17 protein-coding genes are annotated in these 22,277 nt (G+C 50.2%); 6 read left to right on the forward strand and 11 right to left on the reverse strand.

The window, feature by feature from the left end:
* Positions 1-14 precede the first annotated feature (14 nt).
* Positions 15-1,508 carry a VCBS repeat-containing protein gene (locus MHM93_RS19455; RefSeq protein WP_239449503.1) on the forward strand — a complete coding sequence of 498 codons (1,494 nt, stop codon included), beginning with the start codon at positions 15-17 and terminating at the stop codon, positions 1,506-1,508.
* Positions 1,509-1,565: 57 nt separating this feature from the next.
* Here MHM93_RS19455 and MHM93_RS14150 read toward each other — a convergent pair whose 3' ends face one another.
* From MHM93_RS14150 to MHM93_RS14175, 6 genes are all read right to left on the reverse strand, one after another.
* Positions 1,566-3,014, reverse strand: a complete 1,449-nt coding sequence (locus tag MHM93_RS14150; RefSeq protein WP_239449504.1) for an SLC13 family permease — start codon at positions 3,012-3,014, stop codon at positions 1,566-1,568.
* Positions 3,015-3,025: 11 nt separating this feature from the next.
* Complete coding sequence (locus MHM93_RS14155) at positions 3,026-3,973, reverse strand: porin (protein ID WP_239449505.1); 948 nt, start codon at positions 3,971-3,973, stop codon at positions 3,026-3,028.
* A 160-nt stretch (positions 3,974-4,133) separates the two neighbouring features.
* Positions 4,134-5,489: a sigma-54 dependent transcriptional regulator gene (locus tag MHM93_RS14160; RefSeq protein WP_022945827.1), complete on the reverse strand. Its 1,356-nt coding sequence runs from the start codon at positions 5,487-5,489 to the stop codon at positions 4,134-4,136.
* A complete protein-coding gene (locus MHM93_RS14165) occupies positions 5,486-7,204 on the reverse strand; it encodes an ATP-binding protein (RefSeq protein ID WP_239449506.1) in 1,719 nt (572 codons plus the stop codon). The genes MHM93_RS14160 and MHM93_RS14165 overlap by 4 nt, the downstream gene beginning before the upstream one ends.
* Positions 7,205-7,370: 166 nt before the next feature.
* A complete protein-coding gene (locus MHM93_RS14170; protein ID WP_239449507.1) occupies positions 7,371-9,473 on the reverse strand; it encodes a hypothetical protein in 2,103 nt (700 codons plus the stop codon).
* 214 nt (positions 9,474-9,687) lie between these two features.
* On the reverse strand, positions 9,688-10,122 hold the full coding sequence (locus MHM93_RS14175; protein WP_045979053.1) for an organic hydroperoxide resistance protein: 435 nt from the start codon (positions 10,120-10,122) through the stop codon (positions 9,688-9,690).
* A 203-nt stretch (positions 10,123-10,325) separates the two neighbouring features.
* On the opposite strand from MHM93_RS14175, the gene MHM93_RS14180 reads away from it, so the two are divergent.
* Both MHM93_RS14180 and MHM93_RS14185 read left to right on the forward strand, forming a co-directional pair.
* Entirely contained in the window at positions 10,326-11,186 is an 861-nt protein-coding gene (locus MHM93_RS14180; RefSeq protein WP_053910887.1) for a DMT family transporter, read from the forward strand.
* A 143-nt stretch (positions 11,187-11,329) separates the two neighbouring features.
* Entirely contained in the window at positions 11,330-13,606 is a 2,277-nt protein-coding gene (locus MHM93_RS14185; RefSeq protein ID WP_239449508.1) for a CHRD domain-containing protein, read from the forward strand.
* Between the two features lie 55 nt (positions 13,607-13,661).
* Here the strand turns inward: MHM93_RS14185 and MHM93_RS14190 are convergent, their stop codons facing one another.
* Positions 13,662-14,630: a YihY/virulence factor BrkB family protein gene (locus MHM93_RS14190; RefSeq protein WP_022945821.1), complete on the reverse strand. Its 969-nt coding sequence runs from the start codon at positions 14,628-14,630 to the stop codon at positions 13,662-13,664.
* 189 nt (positions 14,631-14,819) lie between these two features.
* On the opposite strand from MHM93_RS14190, the gene MHM93_RS14195 reads away from it, so the two are divergent.
* Entirely contained in the window at positions 14,820-15,827 is a 1,008-nt protein-coding gene (locus MHM93_RS14195; RefSeq protein ID WP_239449524.1) for a mechanosensitive ion channel family protein, read from the forward strand.
* Here the strand turns inward: MHM93_RS14195 and MHM93_RS14200 are convergent.
* Both MHM93_RS14200 and MHM93_RS14205 read right to left on the reverse strand, forming a co-directional pair.
* Positions 15,824-16,270, reverse strand: a complete 447-nt coding sequence (locus MHM93_RS14200) for a MarR family transcriptional regulator (RefSeq protein WP_022945819.1) — start codon at positions 16,268-16,270, stop codon at positions 15,824-15,826. The genes MHM93_RS14195 and MHM93_RS14200 overlap by 4 nt on opposite strands.
* Positions 16,271-16,753, reverse strand: a complete 483-nt coding sequence (locus MHM93_RS14205; protein WP_022945818.1) for a glutathione peroxidase — start codon at positions 16,751-16,753, stop codon at positions 16,271-16,273.
* 125 nt (positions 16,754-16,878) lie between these two features.
* Here MHM93_RS14205 and MHM93_RS14210 point away from each other — a divergent pair, with 125 nt between their 5' ends.
* Positions 16,879-18,579 (forward strand): collagenase, encoded by a 1,701-nt coding sequence (locus MHM93_RS14210; RefSeq protein ID WP_239449509.1) that lies wholly within the window; start codon positions 16,879-16,881, stop codon positions 18,577-18,579.
* A gap of 107 nt (positions 18,580-18,686) precedes the next feature.
* Positions 18,687-20,009 (forward strand): iron-containing alcohol dehydrogenase, encoded by a 1,323-nt coding sequence (locus tag MHM93_RS14215; RefSeq protein ID WP_239449510.1) that lies wholly within the window; start codon positions 18,687-18,689, stop codon positions 20,007-20,009.
* A gap of 205 nt (positions 20,010-20,214) precedes the next feature.
* Here MHM93_RS14215 and MHM93_RS14220 read toward each other — a convergent pair whose 3' ends face one another.
* A complete protein-coding gene (locus tag MHM93_RS14220; RefSeq protein WP_239449511.1) occupies positions 20,215-21,162 on the reverse strand; it encodes an ornithine cyclodeaminase family protein in 948 nt (315 codons plus the stop codon).
* A complete protein-coding gene (locus MHM93_RS14225; protein WP_239449512.1) occupies positions 21,149-22,255 on the reverse strand; it encodes a Xaa-Pro peptidase family protein in 1,107 nt (368 codons plus the stop codon). Before MHM93_RS14225 ends, MHM93_RS14220 begins: the two co-directional genes overlap by 14 nt.
* Positions 22,256-22,277 lie beyond the last annotated feature (22 nt).

Below are 22,277 nucleotides of genomic sequence, written 5' to 3' on the forward strand. Positions count from 1 at the left end.
TAATGAGGTTTAACGTGACAGGAAGACACTTGCCAATTAAAAGTGCCATCGCCGCACTGCTTTTGCTAAGCAAACCAGTATGGGCCGACGCTTTTAGTGAACACCATCTTGATGTTGACTTTAACATTACTCGGGCCCCTATTAGCGCCGATATTTCGCCTCATCCGGGTAAAGAGATAATCGCTATCGGCCGCAGCAGCGCCAAAGCACAGCAAGTGGCCGTTCTGGCGTTGATTGACGGGACACTAACCCAGGTGGACCGCTTTGCCATTGGTGAGCAGTATTTTGCCTATGACATTGGCAACGACCCGCAGGGCAAACAGACCCTGTATTTCCTCGCCAAAGACCATGTTGGTCGTTATCAGTACCCACAAGGCCCTTCAGAGCCAAGGTTATTGTCCTATCTCGAAGTCAGCTCCGTATTCCAAATTCAACGCAGCAACTTTATGCGCCGCATGCCATTTATATTTGACTTTAATGGCGATGAAAGTGCTGATGTGATGCTGCCTAACTTTAATGAGTTACAGGTGTGGTTTAGCCAGCAAGATAAAGCGCACAAGCTCTCCAAATTGGCTATTACCGGCCAAAACGTATTGACTCGCGATGGCTTGAGTGTGACTCCGGCACAAACCTTTACCTTAGATATTAATAACGATGAGCGCATGGATATTGTTCATCTCACCTCCGGGCAGCTGCACATTTACACTGCTGCCAAGCGCCATTTTGACCATCAAACAGTGGCCATTCGCGAGGATATTCACGCCATCGATTGGTGGGATCAACTCGATGATGATGGCCGTTCTTTGGACCAAAGCGATCTCAACTACCGTAAGTTGGAGCGCTTTGAAGACGTTAACGGCGATGCAATAGTGGATATGGTGGTGCGCTATACCCAAAGCTCCGGTGTGCTAGATAGAAAAAACGACTACGAGATATTTTATGGCAAAAACACCGCTGATGGCGAGCTTCGTTATGGTGCGCAGGCCGATACCACAGTGCGTGCAGAAGGAACGCTCACTGGCCTTGAGCTGCAAGACATTGATGGTGATGGCCGCAAAGAAGTGATGGTATCCAGCTTTGAGTTAGGGGTCTCGCAGGTAGTCTCTGCGCTGCTAGCAAGTAGCATTGACCAAGACGTGCTGCTCTATCGCCAAAATGCGCAAGGGCACTACCCGGAACAACCGAGCATGGACTATGAAACCGAAATGGGCTTTAGTATCAGCAAAGGCCGCGCCAGCGAACCCTTGGTGAAACTCGCCGATATTAGTGGCGATGGCATTCTTGATTTACTACTTTCTGAGGACAGCGATGAGCTTATTTATCGCTTAGGTAACAAAGACGGCGGCTTCTCCCGCAAAAGCAGTCAAGATATAGCCTTGCCACAATCCGCAGCACAGATTAGCCATGCCGATATCAATGGCGATAACAAAGCCGACCTTATCGCCTATTATGGCAAACTCGATAGTGCCAAGCTGCACAAGCGCTTAACCCTATTGGTCGCTAAATAACTGGCTACGTAATCACAGGCAGCGCATTATTTATGGCCGCGCTGCCTGAGAAAACCATTAAAAGTTAAGCACCATCGGCGCTATCACCAGAGTTGCCAGCGTGATCAGCACAATAGCAATAATATTCAAAGCAAAGCCTGCACGGATCATATCGGTAATTTTTATCTCCCCCGAGCCAAATACAATCGCGTTCGGTGGCGTGGCCACCGGCATCATAAAGGCGCAACTGGCGGCAATCGCAGCGGGCACCACCCACACTAAGGGCGTACCAGTAATCGACTCTGCCACCGGCCCAAGTAAAGGCAAAAACCCGGCGGCCGTCGCCGTATTGCTGGTGATCTCGGTTAGGAAAGTAATTAACGCGGCCACCACGAGAACACTTATCACCAACGGCATCGCACTGGCGCCACTGAGCAGGTTAGCGATGTAATCAGCCAGGCCTGAGCTTTTTATCTGCGCCGCTAAGGTCAAACCGCCACCAAAGAGCAACAAAATCCCCCAAGGCACGTTTGCCGCATTTTGCCAGTCTAAAACCCGCTCTTGAGAGTTCTTCTCTGCCGGTAACATAAACAGCAGCAACGCTGCAGCAATCGCAATACCGGTATCTGATATCGCCAGCCCGGTGATATCAGCGAGCACAGGGCGCAACACCCAACTCACCGCTGCCAAGGCAAATACTGCTAGGACACTTTTCTCGGCCCGAGACATCGCTCCTAACTGCGCTAATTGATTGCGAAACATGCCTTTGGTCTCTACTTGGCTGGCAGTTTTATCCACTTTATACATCACTTTCGTTAACCACAGCCAGGTTAACGTCAGCATCACTAAAGACAAAGGGACGCCTATCATCATCCAGGTAGCAAAGCCGATTTCGATATTGTAACTGTCGGCTAGATACGCAGCCATCAAGGCATTCGGTGGCGTGCCTATCAAGGTGGCAATACCACCAATGCTAGCGCCATAGGCAATACTCAATAGCAGCGCCTTGGCAAAATTATCACATTGGCTGCCATTATCCTTTAACAAATGGACCACCGATAAAGCTATCGGTAGCATCATCACGGCTGTTGCGGTGTTTGACATCCACATTGATAAAAACGCGGTCACCGCCATCATCGCCATGATTTGCAAGCTTGGCTTGCTACCCGCCAGCAATAAGGTAGTCAAAGCAATGCGTTTATGCAGCCCCCAACGCTCCATGGCAATTGACAGTAAAAAGCCGCCTAAAAAGAGGTAAATAAGAGGATGGGCGTAAGGAGCTGCAACCGCCTTAATCGGTGCAATCCCAGCCAAAGGCACAATCACCAAAGGCAGCAACGAGGTGGCCGGAATAGGCACCACTTCGCTGACCCACCAAGATGCCAACCAAATTGTTAAGCCGGTAGTGCGCCACGCGGCCATAGACATCCCCGCTGGCGGCTCGAGCAAACAGGTCAACAACATGACGCATGGCCCGAAGGCCAACAACAGTTGACCCCGAAGTTGAGTAAATTTCGAATCTGACATGCTAAGACCTCTTAGAATTTATATTTTAGTCCAATTGCAGTACTGGTATCGGAGACTTGGTTGAGCTCAAGTTTAGTCGCTAAAAAGTAAAAAGATGTTTGCTTATCAACTACGTAGTCAACACCCGCTGAGAGCTGCTCGCTATCGCTGTCATGACGAAGCTGGCTGGTATCACGCGCATATTGCAATTTGGGTTGCCATGCGTCACTTGCATAATAGCGCAAACTCACAAGCACACTGTTGCCGTCTTTATCGCCGGCTAAGTTTTCACTGCGCTGCACCAGCACCCCACCTTGCAGTCGTTGCCATTGATACACCGCATTGACGCGCAACGCTTGAATATCAGCTAAGGCATCGGTGTAGCTTAGGGCTACATAATAGGGGGTCTGCTTTAGGGCGCGATCGCCATAACTCAATAAGGCGGCGACGCCGTTCTTTTCGGTTTTAGCGTCATCTTTCGGCGTAAAAGTCAGCGCCCATTGCCATTGCCCCCACTTTGGCGAGGTATAGGTAATGCTATCGGCAATACGGTCTTGACCGCCTATTGTTTGCGCTATGTCACTTTGGGTCTCATTGAATTGATCAATTTTGCCCTCACTGTACTTGAAGCGGCTGTCTTTACGACCAAATAGCACCGTGCCATAAGCTGATTGCACCCCTAAGTAGGTGTTGCGCGCACTGAATGGCTCAGTGGTGTCGTCGCTTTCAAAGCCTTTCACCTGCACTTCGTATTTATATACCACTTGGGCTTGCGCACTGATATCGTGCTTGCCTTTTACGCCAATGCGCGAGAATGGCGCATCAATATGGGTGCCCTTATCGGTGTAACGCATCAACCCTTTATCGGTGTGCTCAAGTTGCACCTGTGCTTTACCATAAATGCTGTAGTCGCCGGCCGCAGCGTCATGTGCAGCCACCCCAAGTATCACGCATGAATATAATGTTATTGGTCTTATCATAGTGTTGTCCTATTGTTGTCTGCAACACTACACTCAAGAACCTGACCAATTTTAATAACCTAATATAAACAATGAGTTGTCATAATTTAAAGCATGTATGAGGCGTGACATGTGTGGATTACCGCACATTCTGTTACTTATTTATCACCAATTCCACCCATTAATTAGGTTCGGTATAACTTGCTCGGGTGAGCTGGTACTTGGCCATTTTGTCATACAGCGTTTTGCGTGGGATTTGCAACAGTGCCATGGTCTGTTTGATACTGCCTTGGCTTTGGGCTAATGCATCTTCAATGAGTGACTGCTCATAGTAAGCGACTTTTTGCGCCAAACTCAGTACTTCTTGCTGCGATTCAAGCGCTTGTATTGAGTGAGTGGCTAATTGCTCGCCAAGCAATACCGTACGCTCAGCATGGTTGCGCAGCTCACGTACATTCCCCGGCCAATCATATTGCATCAGTTGCGCACGCAGGGGCTCTGTTAACGCCATACTGGGTTTATGAAAACGCGTGGCGGCGATAGATAAAAAGTGCTGATACAAAAGGGGGATATCGGCTTTTCTTTGCCGTAGTGCCGGGATCGGTACTTTTAAAAGATTGAGGCGAAAGAACAAGTCGGCGCGAAACTGTCCAGTATCCACTAGGGTTTGCAAATCGACCTTGGTTGCCGCAATCACTCGCATATCAAGATCAATGCTCTGGTTAGAGCCGACGGGGGTGACTTGGCGCTCTTCGAGCACACGCAGTAATTTAACTTGTAAGCTTGCTGACATCGCTTCGATTTCATCGAGAAAAACCGTTCCGCCATTGGCGTAAGCGAACTTGCCTTCGCGTGCCTGATTAGCTCCAGTATACGCACCACTGGCAGCACCGAAGAGCTCACTTTCAATCAACTCTTCTGGAATTGCGCCACAGTTAATTGCTACAAAGTGGCCTTGGCTGCGATCGCCATGTTCGTGTAAATAACGCGCGACGAGCTCCTTCCCGGTACCGGTTTCGCCTTCGATTAACACATCTGCGGGGGTGTCTCTAATCGCATCAAGTAACTGCATCATCTGCTGTATTTGTGGGGTCTCCCCCAAAATACGCACCCCAGGAGCACAATGGTGCTCTATTTGCCGTTTTAATTGGCGATTCTCGAGCACTAGTTTGCGTTTATCCAAGGCCCGCGCCAGACAATCTAATAGCTGTTCATTGACCGGTTTTTCAAATAAATCATAGGCCCCTTGCTGCATCGCCTTTACTGCGGTACTCACATCGGCGTAGCCAGTTAAAAACACCACCGGCAACTCAGAGTCAAACTGCTGAACCTGCTGCAAAAACGCCAACCCATCCAGTTTAGGCATATTAATATCGCTAAGCACCACACCGGCAAAGCTACGGTTAAGCTTATGCAAGGCTTTATTGGCATCATCAAAACACACGACCTGATAGCCCTCAAGCTCTAACAGTTGCTTTAAGGAGTCACGGATACTCGGTTCATCGTCAATAACGTAGATAGTCTGTGCATTGCTCATATTTGTGGCTCTTGTTGATGCAAACTAATTAAAAACTCAGCGCCGCCATCAGGGTGATTATGAGCGCTAAGCGTGCCTTGAAAAGACTCGATAATTTGCTTAGAAATGGATAACCCCAACCCTAGGCCATGCTCGGATTTGGTGGTGTAAAATGGCTCAAAAATGCTGCTTAGCGCATGATGCTCTATCCCCGAGCCGGTGTCGATAATGGATAAATACACATTCTCGCCGTCACTATCAGCTTCAATACGCAACCGCTTCACCGCCTGTTTTTCCATGGCTTGGCAGGCATTAGCAAAAAGGTTCACCAACACCTGCTCGAATTGATAAGGGTCAACCCACACCGTCACATTGGGCGGGTGGTAGCTTACCTCAACACCGTATTCTTTAAGTTGCGGCCCTGCAACCAACAAAGCGTTATCTATGGTTTGCGCCAATGACGTTGCTTGCATTTTATGCTCACGCTTTTGACTAAAAGACTTTAGTTGCGCCGCAATGGCATGAACGCGATTAACTAATTGCTCGATTAGCTGTAAGTTGCTGAGCGCTTTATCATATTGACCACGAGCAATAAGCCGTTTACTGGCGGCAATATACGCACTCATGGCACTGAGCGGCTGATTAATTTCATGGTTAACGCTGGCACTGAGTTGACCGATAGTGGCGAGTTTAGCGGTGCGTACTAAGGCATCTTGGGCTTGCTCCAACTCCTGACTTCGCTGCTTCACCTGCTCGGCAAGGGAGCGCTCGCTGTAAAGCAGTTGCCGATACCCCGCTACTTTCACCAATAAATACTCAACCAAGGCAATCAAGACCAATAAACACATGAGGGTGACACCAAGGCGCGCCACCAAGGTTTCATTAAGGTAGTTGCGAGGCACAAGGGTCAATAGTTGATAAGGTGCACGCGCCAAAGCGGTGTCATCAATCACAAAGGTACGCTTGCGTTTTGCAATGTAAACCTGGGCTTGACCTTGCCACTGCCAAGGCGCCGGTACGATGGTGCGTTCAAGAAATTGCTGCGACTGCTTTAGCTGCTGGCGCTGCGGCGTCGTCATTGGCGACAACGAGGTTAATCGCCACGGTTCAGCGTTCGACATCAACACCACGTGATTCTCATCAACCAATGCAAATAGCGTATCTTGCACGCTATCGAGTGCCGCTTTATCGGCCTCAAACTGGCTGGCATTCACTTTAACAACGATGACGCCGGCCGCCTCACCTGCGACTATGACAGCTTGAGAAAAGTAAAAACCGCGCTTGCGAGAGCGCTGCCCTAGGGCAAAATCAATGGCGCTATGGTGGCGCATAGCATCTCGAAAGTAGCCGCGAAAAGCAAAGTTATTGCCTTTGTAGCTGTAGGGTAAATGCCAATTACTGGTCGCAACCACAGTGCCTGATGTGTTGAGTAAATATACATCAGAGGCGCCACTGGCCAGTTGCATATCGTGCAGATAGCGGTCGGTATCTTGACTGGCCGCGCGCTTTATATCCAAGGCTTGGTGCACTGCTTTACTGCGACTCAAGGAATCGACAATACGTTGATAGCGGCTAAATTGCCTATCGATATAGTCACTGAGGTGCGCCCCTTGCACCCTTGCTTGCTGGTGCGCACGTTGCGCCTGCTGCTGCACGGTCACCTGCACGGTCAACACCATAGCGACCACCAGCACCACGCTATAAACAAGAAGCTTAATGACCAGCTTATTTGACACTTATTATTCACTTATTGATGGTGATATTCGCCCCTTAGTCTACCAGTGTGACGACCATGATGGTAGCTGCACAACGACGAGCGATGCACGGGTTTAGCGCGCATTCGAGCAATAAAAAGGCCGCTAATGCGGCCAACAGGAGACACAGCGATGACGCTGCAAAGGGCTATTTCTGTAGCACTAACGCAATGGACTCTGGCGCGACGAAAGCATAGCTGGCATCTGCACTGACATCACCACTGGCGCGGTTAAGGATATTATCCCAGCGCATCACCAAGCCATTGGACTTTTCTGCGAGGTATAAATCGCGCCCACTGAACATAATGTCTACTGGGTTTCCTAACATCGAATTAGGTCCGCTAATGGCAATATCAATGTTAGTTAGCCCAGAGGCCATGGCCGCGCCATTGAGCACATAAATTTTACCGTCGGTGGCATCGGCGGCGCTGCCCACATCTGTCACGATTAAGGCGTCGCTCACCGGGTCGTAGTCAATGCCATGAATATTGGTGGGCGCCGCCACAGCCATACCTGACATTGCCGGGACAATAAGTCGGTCTTCGCCGGCTAAGGTGCTCATTCCACCATACATCTTAGCGCTGACTTCATCGAACACGGCAATGGTGCCATTGGTTAAGGCCACATAAGCGCGGTCGCTTTGGGCATCATAATCCACATCCCAAGGGCGTGCATCGTTGGCTGGCAGCAAGGTCATCAGCGGTGCCACATTGCCCGACGCACAGCGCGAAAACACTTTTATACCGCGATTACTAGTCGAGAATTCGGCAACAAACACGAGCCCTTGCTTTGATGCGATATCGATCCCTTTCGGTGAGGTTAACGTGGTGTTGCTGCCACTTACCATACGATCCTGACTCAAGGTGAACATGCCGTTATCACGGGTGTTAGCAATACGGTTTGCGATGATAATACCGCCAGAGCTGCCATCACTGCTATCGAAAGTGGCGTAACCGTTACCCTCAATATCAAAGGTCACGCTTTCAATGGTCGCTTGGGTATCAAAGCCCATGCTCATAGCCGACAGCGGCGCATTTAGTTGCGCTATCATTCCGGTTGTCGGCCCAGCAGTCCCCGGATTAGATGACACCGCCACGCCACGTACCGTGGCTGGCCTATCAATATCTGAAGCATCAAGATGCGTGGTGTGTTGTTTGCGAGCTAGAGACTCGGGTTTGCTGGTCATGGTCACAAAATCAGGAGCGATATCACCGCTGGCACCATTGAAAATATTGGTGTATACCAAAATCGCATCGTTCGATTTCTCGGCCACTCGCAAGGTAGCGCCCTCTAAAAGAATATCAACCGGATTACCTAGGCGGGTGCTTGGGCCCGCTATCATACGGCTTACAGGAGTATTACCGTCAGCCATTGCCGCACCTTCGATGACAAACAACGCGCCATCATCGGGACTCTGCGCACTGCCAACATCAGATAACACTAAGCGGTTTTGGCTGCCATCGAAGGCGATGCCATGTAAATTTACGCCAATGGCGTCGCCGTTACCGTCGCTTGGAACAATCGTACGAGCTGGGGTGGCTGTCATACCTGAAGCAATGTAATTGTCGTACACCGCGACAGTGCCATTGGTGAGCGCAACGTAGAGGCGGTCATTAATATCGTCATAGGCGAGATCCCAAGGAGCGGCATCGGTAGCGGTTACGGCAATTGGCGCATTATCACCACTGGCCATTGCACCAAAGGCGCTGATTTGCATAGCGCCAAAGTCAGCAACCAATAAAATCCCGTGCGCGCTGGCGAGCGTCATCCCCTTGGGGTTTACCAAGGTGCTATTGGCGCCAGATATTACGCGATCCCAAGTGCTAGAGAAGCCATTGTTTTGCGCCCGTAGCGATGTTGCGCACAGTGTTTTGATACTGCCTGTATCAGCATCGCCGGCTTGAATAAGCTGATCTTGATGGCCGTATACCAGCCCTTCATTGTTGGTGGTTTCTAGCGTGTATAATAGTTCACCGTATTCATTGATGACATCAACGGTGCCGGCATTATCGCTGCCATTATTTGCACGTAAGTAGGTGCCTGCTGACAAGGCCGGGCGGCCGTCTTCTCCGTCGTTGCCATCACTGCCTGGCGCGCCATCAGCTCCTGGCGCACCATCACTGCCATCATCACCGCTACAGCCAGCAATGAGTCCGGCGCAGGCCAAGGCGATGATACTCAGCTTTATCGCATTGGAGTGGGTAGAAGGTGTGAGCTGCTGCGATGCAGCAGAAGTATGTTGATTACGCATATCCATTCCTCGCAAGTTGTTAAACCGTGTTATAACGTGTCTTCGCTATACTGCTTCACGTCCTAGCCATGACGTCGCTATCTTTAGTTACATCAGGGGCGTAACGGCTTAACCTCACGATTGGATGCAAAATTATTAAAATTATCAGTGAAAAACTGACAACCATCTGATTTAAAAGGGGTAATGATACCCCTTATTCAGTAATTAAAACGCCTTAAGCGTCTTTGAGTACCAGTTGTACCTCAATATTATCTCGGGTCGCATTAGAGTAAGGGCAGACTTGATGGGCTTTTTCAATCAATTGTTGCGCTTCATCTGTAGCCATATCTGGCAGATGGATCTCTAATTTGGCCTTAATGCCAAAACCGCCTTCAATCGGCCCTATCGAGACCTGCGCATCAATGGCGGTGCCCTCGGGCAGGGAGGTATTTCCCTCGTTGGCAACGTGGCGCATAGCGCCGATAAAACACGCTGAATACCCTGCTGCAAATAACTGCTCCGGATTGGTCCCCTGGCCGTCATCGCCGCCTAACCCTTTAGGCGTGGACAGGGTCACGTCCAAGCGACCATCGTCTGATTGAGCATGGCCTTCGCGGCCACCTTCGGTATGTACTTTCGCGGTGTAAGCAACCTCATTAAGTGTCTTCATACTGTGCTCCTCTTTAGCAGTTGATGCTAAGTGTGATAAGCGAATTACCAAGTTTTCCTTGGGCCTATAATGGGTGTTGCGACGCGAGCGATGGTTTTCAAGACCAATGACAATAAAAATGCGACCAGCGACCAGTGGCCATGTTTACCCCACCAGCTCCCTTAGCTACACTAGCGCCACCTCATCAAACACGGATGATTGCTATGTTTTCTCCCCAATACCGTGTGCTACTCAGCGCTATTTTTTGTGTTTTATTGGCCATGGTCACGATTCAATCGGGCGCTTCTATTGCCAAACAGCTATTTCCCCTAGTAGGTCCAGAAGGGACCACAGCCTTGCGCTTGGGCTTCTCAGCCTTGGTACTGTGTCTGGTTTTTCGCCCCTGGAAAGCGCTTCCCCAAGGCACCGAGTGGCGCAGTATTATCACCTATGGCTTGTGCTTAGGTGGTATGAACATCACCTTTTATTATGCCATCGAGCGTATCCCCTTAGGGATCGGTGTAGCGCTGGAATTCACTGGGCCTTTGTGCGTTGCATTGCTGAGCTCAAAACGTAAACGTGATTTAGTATGGGTGGCATTGGCCATCGCAGGTATTGTGTTGCTGCTGCCGGAGATAGATGCGCAAACGGGCCTCGACCCCATCGGTGTTATTCTCGCATTAGCGGCCGGTGGTTTCTGGGCAGGTTACATCCTCTTTGGGAAGCGCACCGGTGGGCAAAGTTCCGGTGGACGCACTGTTGCTTTAGGCATGAGTGTGGCAGCCTTGGTATTAGTTCCCTATGGCGCTGCATTTCAAGGCATGGCCCTACTGAGTTGGCAGGTGATCCCGCTCGGCCTATTGGTCGGTGTAATGTCCAGCGCCTTACCCTATACGCTGGAAATGATTGCTCTTAGAAATATGCCAGCCCAAGGCTTTAGCGTGATGATGAGTATGGAACCAGCCATTGCCGCTTTGGCCGGATTCATGATCTTGGGCGAATTGCTGACGCCATTACAATGGCTGGCCGTAGCCTTAGTGATCACCGCGTCCATTGGCTCATCATTACAACCTAATAAAGCATAACCAGGTCTATTTCACTGCTTTTGAAAATAAAAAGTTAATTAATGTAAGCGAATTTGATCGTTTCTCATATGGCTTTCGTAATCGCCCTAGTTGGACACGCAGTACACGTCCCTCTGTGAGCAATCAATTTATAGGAAGCCATTATGAGATACCTACTGTTACTGAGTAGTCTACTATTTGTGAGTGCCTGTAGTGATGACGATGACGACAACGTTACTACACCGCCTCCCCCTCCTCCCGCACCAGAATTTTCTGCCACACAAACTTATGAGCTAACGCTCAGCGCCAAGCAAGAAGTACCGATGAACGACTCCATGCAAAGCGCTGCTGCCACTGTTGAGCTTGATGAGAACCTGATGCAGTTCCGAGCCTCTCTCGATGTCAGTGATGTCGAAGGCTTTAGTGCTGCCCACATTCATGATGGAGATATCGGCGAAAATGGCGATGTTGCCTTCACCTTTAGTGCCGCCAGTGAAGGCATGTTAGAGGTGGCTATCACCGATCTAAGTGAAGACTTAGTATCGGACTTAATGGACGGCGACTGGTACATTAATGTCCACACCGACGCCTACCCAGACGGAGAACTTCGCGCCCAGATTGTACCTGATACCACCTCCATTATCACCTTTAAACTAAGCGGTGAGCAGCAAGTTCCCGCTAACGACAGCGCCGGTTTTGGTTATGGCTATGCTGCCTTTGACAGCACCAATAATGAGTTAGCGCTGCGCGCCGTAACCATGGGCGTGGACGATGCCACCGCCGCACATATTCATACCGGACGCATAGGTAGCAATGGTGAGGTGTTAGTGGTACTCGAACAAGATGATGAGGTCATGACCGATTGGGTTGCACCTGAGGGCACGCAAATCGACGCTGATACACTCGCTGTTCTGCTCTCTGGCGGCCATTACGTTAATGTTCATACCCCTGACTTTCCCGATGGTGAAATTCGCGGGCAAATTCTGACAGATAACTTTGTTGTCGCGACTTTCCCTCTATCAGGTGCTCAAGAAGTTCCAGCGGTTGAGACCATGGCATCTGGTGACGGTTATGCCCTAGTTAACACCGACGACTATGGCGTTGAGCTGAAGGTCAACACCACCGGCGTTGATGATGCCAGCGCGGCGCATATCCATACCGGCCGTGTAGGCACCAATGGTGAAGTGTTGGTCGCCCTTGAGCAATCTCTTGACGATGCCGGTACGTGGATGGCCCCTGAAGGCACACAAATTGATGCCGATATTTTTGCTGTGCTGGCCTCTGGCGGTCACTACGTCAATGTGCATACCCCAGCCAATGCCGGCGGCGAGTTACGCGGACAAATACTGACCAGTAATTTTGCCTTGGCCACCTTTGCCCTATCCGGCGCGCAAGAAGTGCCAGCTGTTAGTACGACCGCCATGGGTAGCGGTTACGCCTTGGTGAATACCAGCGATTACAGCACCGAAGTACGGGTGGTAACCGAAGGCGTCGATGATGCCACCGCCGCCCATATTCACACCGGTCGTGTGGGTACCAATGGCGAGGTGTTTGTTGCCTTGGAGCAGTCGATGGATGATGCCGGGGTGTGGATGACCCCAGAGGGCACGCAAATTGATGCCGACATATTCGCAGTGTTGGCCTCAGGCGGTCATTATGTCAACGTGCATACGCCAGCAAATACCGGCGGAGAAATACGCGGACAAATACTGACCCGTAATTTTGCCTTGGCCACCTTTGCCCTCTCCGGCGCACAAGAAGTGCCTGCTGTTAGTACAACCGCCATGGGCAGCGGTTACGCTTTGGTGAATACCAGCGACTACAGCACCGAAGTACGGGTTGTCACCGAAGGCGTCGATGATGCCACGGCAGCCCATATTCACACCGGCCGTATTGGTACCAACGGCGAGGTGTTTGTTGCCCTTGAGCAATCCATGGAGGATGCAGGAGTGTGGATGACCCCAGAGGGCACACAAATTGATGCCGACATATTCGCAGTGCTGGCTTCAGGCGGTCATTATGTCAATGTGCATACACCGGCAAATACCGGGGGTGAACTGCGCGGGCAAATCCTCACCGATAACTATGTACTTGTCGCCTTTCCTTTGAGTGGCGATCAGCAAGTACCAATGGTGACCACAGACGCTTTTGGTGATGGCTATGCCCTAGTTAACACCAACGACTATGGCGTCGAGCTGCAAGTGCTTACTAGCGGTGTCAGTGATGCCACTATGGCGCACATTCATACCGGTAATCTGGGTGAGAATGGCCCGGTCTTAGTCGCTCTAGAGCAAGACATGGAGAACGCCAACCGTTGGATGGCACCAGCGGAGACGGCCATTACCGCAGAAATTTTCGCCATTTTAGCCAGTGGTGGCCATTACGTGAATATCCATACGCCTGCCTTTCCAGACGGAGAAATACGCGGGCAGATTCAATAAAGCTTACATATAAGGCCAGCAAAGCTGGCCTTTTTTATTTCCTCGCCGTGCTAATTCATTCTTTATCTACCTGCTGGCGCTGCTTAGTGGTTAATTCATCGGCTACGGTTGCCCCACGCTCCCCTCTTGAGCGAGGCTCGCCTATGGTGCTATCTGTCAAGGTTTGTTGCTCAATACTGGCGTTAATCGCTGCGCCCAGAATGACAATATAGGCGCTGATATAGAGCCACATCAACATGATCACCACACCAGCCAGTGAGCCATAGGTTTCACTGTAAGAGGCGAACCGTGAGACGTAAAAAGAAAAGCCAATTGAGGCAACAACCCACATGCAGGTGGCAATGAGCGCACCGCAAGAGAGCCATCGCCACTTAGCCGCTCGACGATGCGGCGCATAGCGATAAATAATACTCAGTGACAATAAAAAGATGGCAGCCAACAGCGCCCACGTGATTAATTTTATAGTCCAGTCTATGTTGCGCTCGAAGCCCACATAATTGAGTATTACCGGCAATATCCCAATGGTGGCAAGGGCCACCACCGCAATAATGATGGCGCCAAAAGCAAAAACAAAGCGCGTTAATAGGGCAATAAATAAATTGCGCTTTTTACTCTCGTGATAACTAATATTGCACGCAGTGATCATCGCTTGCGCGCCTTTGGAACTACTCCAGATGGTCAACACAAAACCGACAATAGCACTGATGCTTAGGCTTGCTTGAGATTGCGCATTCAGCTCTTGTACTTGGCTCATGACCAAGTCTTGGCTCGCCGGTGCAAGTAAGCTCAGTACTCTATCAAGTTGTTCAACCATATCTGCTGCTGAGAAAAAATAGCCATACAGTGATAATAATGCCGCAAGAGCTGGAAAAATCGCCAACAAGCCATAAAATGCTACCCCCGCAGCGACGAGGGATAAGTTGTCTTGGCCTAAATTATGGACCAGCCGTTTGCTTATATCCCACCACCCCCGTAGTGGAACATCACTGGGCTTTTGAGCCTGATAACCTCGCTTTTTCAACATATTACTCCGTTATCTTGGCGGCACAGCCGCACCGTCATCGTACTTTATAAACTAGCAATAACAGCGCCAACATAGTGGCACTGGATTTGCTCGCATATACCCCTACTCGTTCATTTGTGGGCTAAAAACACCATGAGTATTGACCTCACCACTGTGATTTTAAAGGCTGCTGAGCACATTGCACCGCCAATGCCTGAGCCCTCTTGGCAAGTATTGAGTGAACAGTTTAGGCAGTTTTTACACAATGCTTGGAAAATGTTACCTAATCTCAGCCTTGGCCTCGCAGTCATGATCCTATGCTGCCTGCTCGCTCGCCCTGTGGCCTACCTGTTGATCAAACCTTTGCATCGGTTCAGCCAAAGCCGTTTAGTTCAGGTGGTCATGCGCCGTTTTATCAGTATTCTCATTATGCTGCTGGGTGTTTATGTGTTTCTTCGTCTGGCCGCACTGACTGAATTTGCTGTCGCAGTAATGAGTGGTACCGGCCTTATCGGACTCATTCTCGGCTTCGCCTTTAAAGACATTGCCGAGAATTTCATCTCTAGTATGCTGCTAAGCATACAGCGACCTTTTAAAATCGATGACGTAATCGAGGTGGACGGCCGTTTAGGCGTAGTGCGTAAAGTGACCGCTCGCGCGACCACTTTGGTTGACTTTGATGGCAACCATATTCAGATCCCCAACGCCACCGTGTACAAAAATGTGATCAAAAACTTCACAGCCAACCCCAAGATGCGGGGTCACTTTATTATCGGCGTTGGTTACGACAATAACCTAAGGCAGGCTCAACAGCTTGCTTTACAGTGTATTAGCAGTAAAACCATGGTATTGAGCGACCCACCACCACAAGTGTTAATTGATAATCTCGGTGCATCCACCGCTAACCTGCAGGTTTATTTCTGGGTTGATAGCGAACGCTTCAGTGTGCTTAAAGTGGCCTCGCACCTGATGCGCGAGGTGGTCGATACCTTTACCAAACAGGAGATCAGCATGCCTGACGATGCTCGAGAGCGCATTATCGTTAACCAACCTGACGCCTCAGCCGAGACTACGCATGCACAGCCACAAAAGGCAAAGCCGAGTACTGGCGCCAGCAGCCATAATCAAGCGGTGGATGACATCAGTAGCGACGCCGAAGATATCCGTGAACAGGCGCAAAAATCCCGAGAGCCTGAACAAGGCAACAACATTATCTAGCTGAGCTCAGCTATCAGCGCATCAAGTTGCAGTGCCATGGCATTAAGTTCTTCTCGCTGACACTGCAGAGATTGACTTAGGGTGTCTCGCCACTGCTTAGCGTTGCTTTGCAGCGCCAAACCCGCCTCAGTAAGCGCTATTTGCAATTGCCGTTCATCATCATCACTGCGCACTCGAGATAGCAGCTCCTGCTTTTGCATCCGTTTTAACAGCGGCGTCAATGTGCCTGAGTCAAGGTGCAGCTCTGCGCCAAGTGATTTAAGACTCATGGGCAATTGTTGCTGTTCATGGCGCTGCCAAAGCACCAAAAGCACTAGATATTGAGGATAGGTCAGGCCCAGCTCATTCAACATAGGTTGATAGCCCCGCACAACTAGCCGAGAGGCCGTGTAGAGCTTAAAACACAGTTGATTTTGCAAATATAAGGTGCTGTTATCTGTCATTTAGGGGGCTAATAGTTGTTCAATATCGGCGCGTATAGCTTCGGGTTTTGTCGTCGGTGCGTAACGTTTCACTACCTGCCCTTGCTGGTCAACTAAGAACTTAGTGAAGTTCCACTTTATGGCCTTAGAGCCTAGCACGCCCGGCGCTTGTTGCTTTAAGTAGGAAAACAAAGGGTGGGCATCGGCACCATTAACATCCACCTTAGTCATTACCGGAAACGACACGCCGTAATTAAGTTCACAAAACTCACTTATCTGCGCATCATCACCGGGCTCTTGAGCGCCAAACTGGTTACATGGAAAAGCGAGCACCACCAACCCCTTATTTTCAAAGTCTTGATAAAGCGCGTTCAACCCTTGGTATTGCGGTGTAAAGCCGCACTTACTTGCAGTATTGGCGATCAGTAAGACTTTGCCTTGATATTGCTCAAGTGACACTTGCTCGCCACGGTTATTGACTGCGTTAAACTGATAAATAGACATAAACACCTCGCAATTATATTGTGCACAATATAATTGATCACAATCTAAATGCTTTCAAGTTTATTTATTGTATACAATATACATTAAGTGTATATTTTTAGCTAAACAATAAAAACTGATTCAGTATGAAGATAATAACGCTCATCCTTTTACTAATACTCATCACAGGGTGTGCATCACTCCCTCGTGATGAATCCACTCTTGCCCCCGCAATCGATGGCTGGTCGAGTACGCCAAGGTTGGCCGAGGCAAAGCAAGCCGTTATCTTTTTGCACAGCCAAGCGAACCAGACACACCCACAGTGGCAGCAGATTAATGCGGTGCTTTATTTCTTACGCTCATATAGCTATCTCGGCGAACCCGATAAACTCAGCGAGCGCCTGCGAACTAAGCTCGCCAACTCTTTACAACGCTTAGCTAACAAGGCCAAAGAGACAGATAGCGCCGAGTATTATCGCTTTATGGAGCATTATGCGGTGAGCATCTATCGCTTGCTTGATACCCCCGCATTGCACCCCAAGGCATACTCTTGGATTAGCACGCTCACTGACTTTATTGCCATGCAGCCTGATACTACAACCATTCACGCTGACTATGCGCTGTGGGAAAGTTATCGGGCACTGGCCTTTTTGGCTTTCAGCGCGCGCACCGAAGCACCGTTGCAACACACGCTTGTCCACTCGCCCTCAACCTTGACGGTGCTTAGTGATGCCCTTTCCCGCTCGCAATGGCAACAACAGCATGCACTTTGGGTATTGGGCTATTGGCATCAATTGTTACCACCGTCACAACAACACGCGCTTGATGCCGCGATTTGGCAAGCAGTGCAACAAAGTACTGACGATGAAAACGAGCAACAGCGATTATTTTCGACCGTATATTTGGTCAACAGTTTTCGTGGTTTGAGCTACTGTAAAGAGGGCTTCCAAGCGCGCTGTGCAAGCCCCAATATTGATGATGTACTACCGATTAACCACCGGTGCAGTGAACGCTTGTTTATCCGCGCCACTTCCCTCAATAGTGAGCAACTGCAATACAGCTGCCGCCGCTTAATCGCCCAAGAACAAGACTTTCATAAACTATTCGCCAGCGACTATACGCCCGTGGCCAACGATCACAACCATGCCCTACGGGTGGTCATATTCGACAATTACAGCGACTACAATCGTTATGGCCAGCTACTGTTTGATATTCAAACTAACAATGGTGGGATGTACATAGAAGGGACGCCCAGCGATCCGCAAAACCAAGCAACGTTTTACTCATTCCGTGCGTTTTGGCTAACCGATATTAACCGGGTGTGGAATCTTAATCATGAATATGTGCACTACCTTGATGGCCGTTATAATAAATATGGCGGTTTTGGCCACTTTGCTACGCACCTAGTATGGTGGAGCGAAGGCCTTGCAGAACTCATCGCCAAAGTTCAACACAACCCTCGTGCAATAGCAGTCATAAAAGACACTGATGCCAACGACCGACCAAGCTTACAGGCTATTTTTGCCACTGATTACAACGATAGCAGCGAGCAAATCTATCAATGGTCATACTTAGCCATGCGTTATTTACAGCAACATGATATTGATGCGCTGCGCTCACTGCAGCGCCACCTTAGGGGTGATTTTTATAAAGGCTATAAGCGCACACTCGCACGTATCGCTAAGCAGCATCAAACGCAATTTGCGCGCTTTGTGAATGCGCTTGCAGCTACTGAGCCCAAGCAGCAACAGGATGAGACAAAAAACCGGCTATACCGATACCTTTATCGTGACTACCTAATGCCCTCACACCTAGGCTATGACGCGCATCACCGTCACTTGTTGTAATGTAAAGCCCCTTTACGCACGGTGCTAAGATAAGGTGTTAGCACCGTGATTGCCCCTCGCTTCTTTACCGTAGTAAAACTATAACTTAATGTTTTATGGTCAGTTTTGTGAAAACATCTATAATGCTATGGGTAAGCAAGGGTGCGCGCCCTGTATCTGCACAGCAATATCATCTTGGAGGCGAAGTGACGTTCACACACAGGTTATATCGGCTTTATCATTTCGGTCTTCGCCTCGCGGCGGCGCTTTTACCCATTCGCACGCCGCATGTTTATGCCGGGCAGCAAGCGTTGTCGCAATGGCTTTGTGAAGTTAAAAAGCAAAACCTGCGCACCTTGTTAGTGGTTAGCGACCCGGGAATCGTTGCTTTGAATTTGCAGCAACCCATTATTGCTGCGCTACATCAGCAAGGGATTAATACGGTGCTCTACAGCGATGTTGAGGCCAATCCAGGGATACCTTGCATTGAGCAAGGGGTAAGCAGCTTTCAGCAACACCATTGCCAAGGCATTATCGCCATTGGCGGTGGCTCGGTGATGGACTGCGGCAAGCTGATCGCCGCACGCATTGCTCGACCGAGTAAATCTCTGCAGCAAATGCAGGGGTTATTTAAGGTGTTGCGCCCCTTGGTGCCACTTTATGCAGTGCCAACCACGGCGGGCACCGGCTCGGAAGTCACGGTAGCCGCCGTAGTCAGCGACCATCAGCGACAAATAAAATTCGCCATCAATGACTTATGTTTAGTACCAAAAGGGGTACTCTTGCTACCAGAGTTAACCCTTGGTTTGAGCCCACAGCTCAGTGCAACCACCGCCATAGACGCCCTCACTCACGCTATTGAGTCCTATATTGGCATTAATGCAACGCGCTTTAGTAAAGCAAAAAGCGTGACTGCCACTAAGCTGATCCTCACTCATTTACCCCTGGTTTACCAACAGCCCAACCACATCGATGCGCGCATGCACATGTTATGGGCGGCCTTTTATGCTGGCCAAGCCTTTACCCGCACCTCGGTGGGTTATGTGCATGCTATTGCCCATCAATTGGGAGCGCTGTACGGCATTAGCCACGGCCTAGCCAACGCCCTGCTGTTAGCGCCAGTGCTCAATGCCTATGGACAGCGCATCGATGCTCAGCTCACGGCGCTGGCACAACAAACTTTGGCAGCAAATAGCGATGCTCAAGATATGCGCGCAGCGATTGCCACCTTGCTACATGACTGCGCTATCCCCAGTACCATTGCGCAACTGCGCCAAGAAGACATCGCCACAATAGCCAAACGAGCGATTGCTGAAGCCCATCCTGACTACCCGGTGCCCTGTTTTTTTAACCAGCACGACATCGAAACAATACTGTATTCGCTACTGCCACAACAGCAGCACTCCAAGCAAACAAACGAGCAACAGTCGTTGACAGGCCAGTATCGCTGAGCGTGAATGCATAACAACGTCCCCGCGCTTGCTAATATAAAGCCAGCGCGGCGGTGGCGTATGGCTATAAAACATATATGAATTGACTCGGCCGCCGTATCGGTAGGTCAACAAATAAGGCCTGAGGCTCATCAGCTCCATAGGCATAGCCCGTAGGCTACGTCCTCGGGTGATTGTCAGTACTTCGCAGCACTGCACTTTGACTTTAGCGGTCGCTGAGTTGCTGGTACACATAATTGGCCGCAATGAGGTCACTGAGCGCAGTCCCCACGGATTTAAATAAGGTAATGTCATTATCACCCTGGCGCGCCGGACGATTGATGCTGGCCAAATCACTGAGTTGCCCTTGTATTTGCTCGGGTGAGAACACCCCCTCACTGATGGGGATTAATAGCTCCCCGGCTTCATTGAGGACGTTATCGCGGCTATCCACGTACACGCGACTGCGTTTTATCGTTTCGCTATCGCACTCACGAGCATCGCGATGATGATTGCCTATTAAGTCGATATGAGTCCCTGGCGTTAGCCATTGACCACGAAACAACGGCGCGTGACTGCCGGTCGCACAGCAGATGGTATCGGCACTGGCAATAAGCGCTTCGCTAGCTGAAGTATGCTCAAACTGACAATGAGCAAACTCTTGGCGCAGTTGCGCGAGGATGGCTTTGGCTTTGGCGGTGTTGCGGGCAACCAGACTGACTTGTTGATAATCTCGCACGCTCAGGTGCGCGCGGATCATAAACGGAGCGAGCTTGCCCGAACCAAATACCACCAGCTTTTTCGCCTGCTGCACAGCCAAATAACTGGCCGCTAATGCCGACACCGCTGAGGTGCGCCACAAGGTGATTTCGGTGCCATCCACCAGCGCTCGCGGCTCGCCATGCTGGCGCGAAAATAACATCACCTTGGAATACAAACTGGATTTGCCATGGTGCTCATTATCAGGGAAATAAGTAAAAGCTTTAACCCCGATAACTTGCTCATTCCATGCCGGTAGCACCGCAAATGCATCATGGTTATCGCTATCGGGGCTGAGCGGGTAGACATTGCGTCTGGGCATAGTGGCTTGACCAGCAAAGCCTTGTTGTAGCGCTTTTAACAATGGCGCATAGGCCATCACTTGCTGTACTTGCTGTTGATTAATAATCTCCATGTTCACTCCTTAGCGCGAATTGTTGAGGAGCCTGAGTCAGGCGCTGATAGCCGGTCTCGGTAACGACAATGTCTTCTTCCAAACGCACACCGCCATAGTTGGGAATGTAAATGCCGGGCTCAATGGTGATGACGTTGCCACTTTCTAGTTGATAGGGGGCATTGGCTTTAATAAAAGGCAACTCATGAAGGGTTAGGCCAACACCGTGCCCCAACCCTTCGCCGGCATAACGATGATACGGGCTCGATGCCAACACTTGCTGAGCGGCGTGGTTTAACTCATGGCAACAAATGCCTGCGCAGACCTGTTGCAGCGCTGCTTGTTGTGCCTTGGCAACGGTGTCAAACAAGGCTTGCTGCTCGCTAGTGGGCTTGCCCCAAACATAGGTGCGGGTCATATCTGAGCGATAGCCGCTGCGCACGGCGCCAAAATCAATCAATATTAAATCGCCCTCGCATAAGCGCTTCGCTCCTGGCTCACCGTGGGGCAAGGCCGTACGCTCAGCGAACAGTAAAATCGTGTCAAAAGACACCCCTTGCGAGCCACGTCGTTGCATTTGATAATCAAGCTCTATTGCCAACTCTCGCTCAGTTATGCCGCTTTCAAGCAAAGTAAGCGTATCGGCCAAGGCCGCATCGGCAATCTCAGCAGCGCCACGGATACAGGCTATCTCTTGGCTATCTTTAACACGGCGTAACCTCTCGACCACCTGCACTGTGGCAACACAGGTATTAGCGCGCAAATGCTCGGCGATATGCTGCCATTGACCAACACTAAAATGCTCTGCTTCAAAGCCCAGAACGCTGTGTTTGGCGCACACCCGAGCTAAACATTGCCCAATGCTTTCGCGGTCGCGATCGCGCTGGATAACCTCCATCCCTGATGTTTCCTCTAGCGCACGCAGGTAGTAACGGTAATCGGTGATCAGTAACGCTTGCTCGGCGCTGACAACCAAGGTGGCCCCATGCCCACTAAACCCGCTGAGATAAGCAATGTTTTCACCGCTGTGAATGATCAATGCCTGTACGTGATGACTCTCAAGCTGAGCTCTTAAGCGCGCCATACGGCGCTGAAAATCAAATGGTATCGCCATAACTCCTCGCTCTAGTTCCTCT

This window comes from Pseudoalteromonas sp. MM17-2 (genome assembly GCF_022347945.1).
Taxonomy (GTDB): Bacteria; Pseudomonadota; Gammaproteobacteria; order Enterobacterales; family Alteromonadaceae; genus Pseudoalteromonas; species Pseudoalteromonas ruthenica.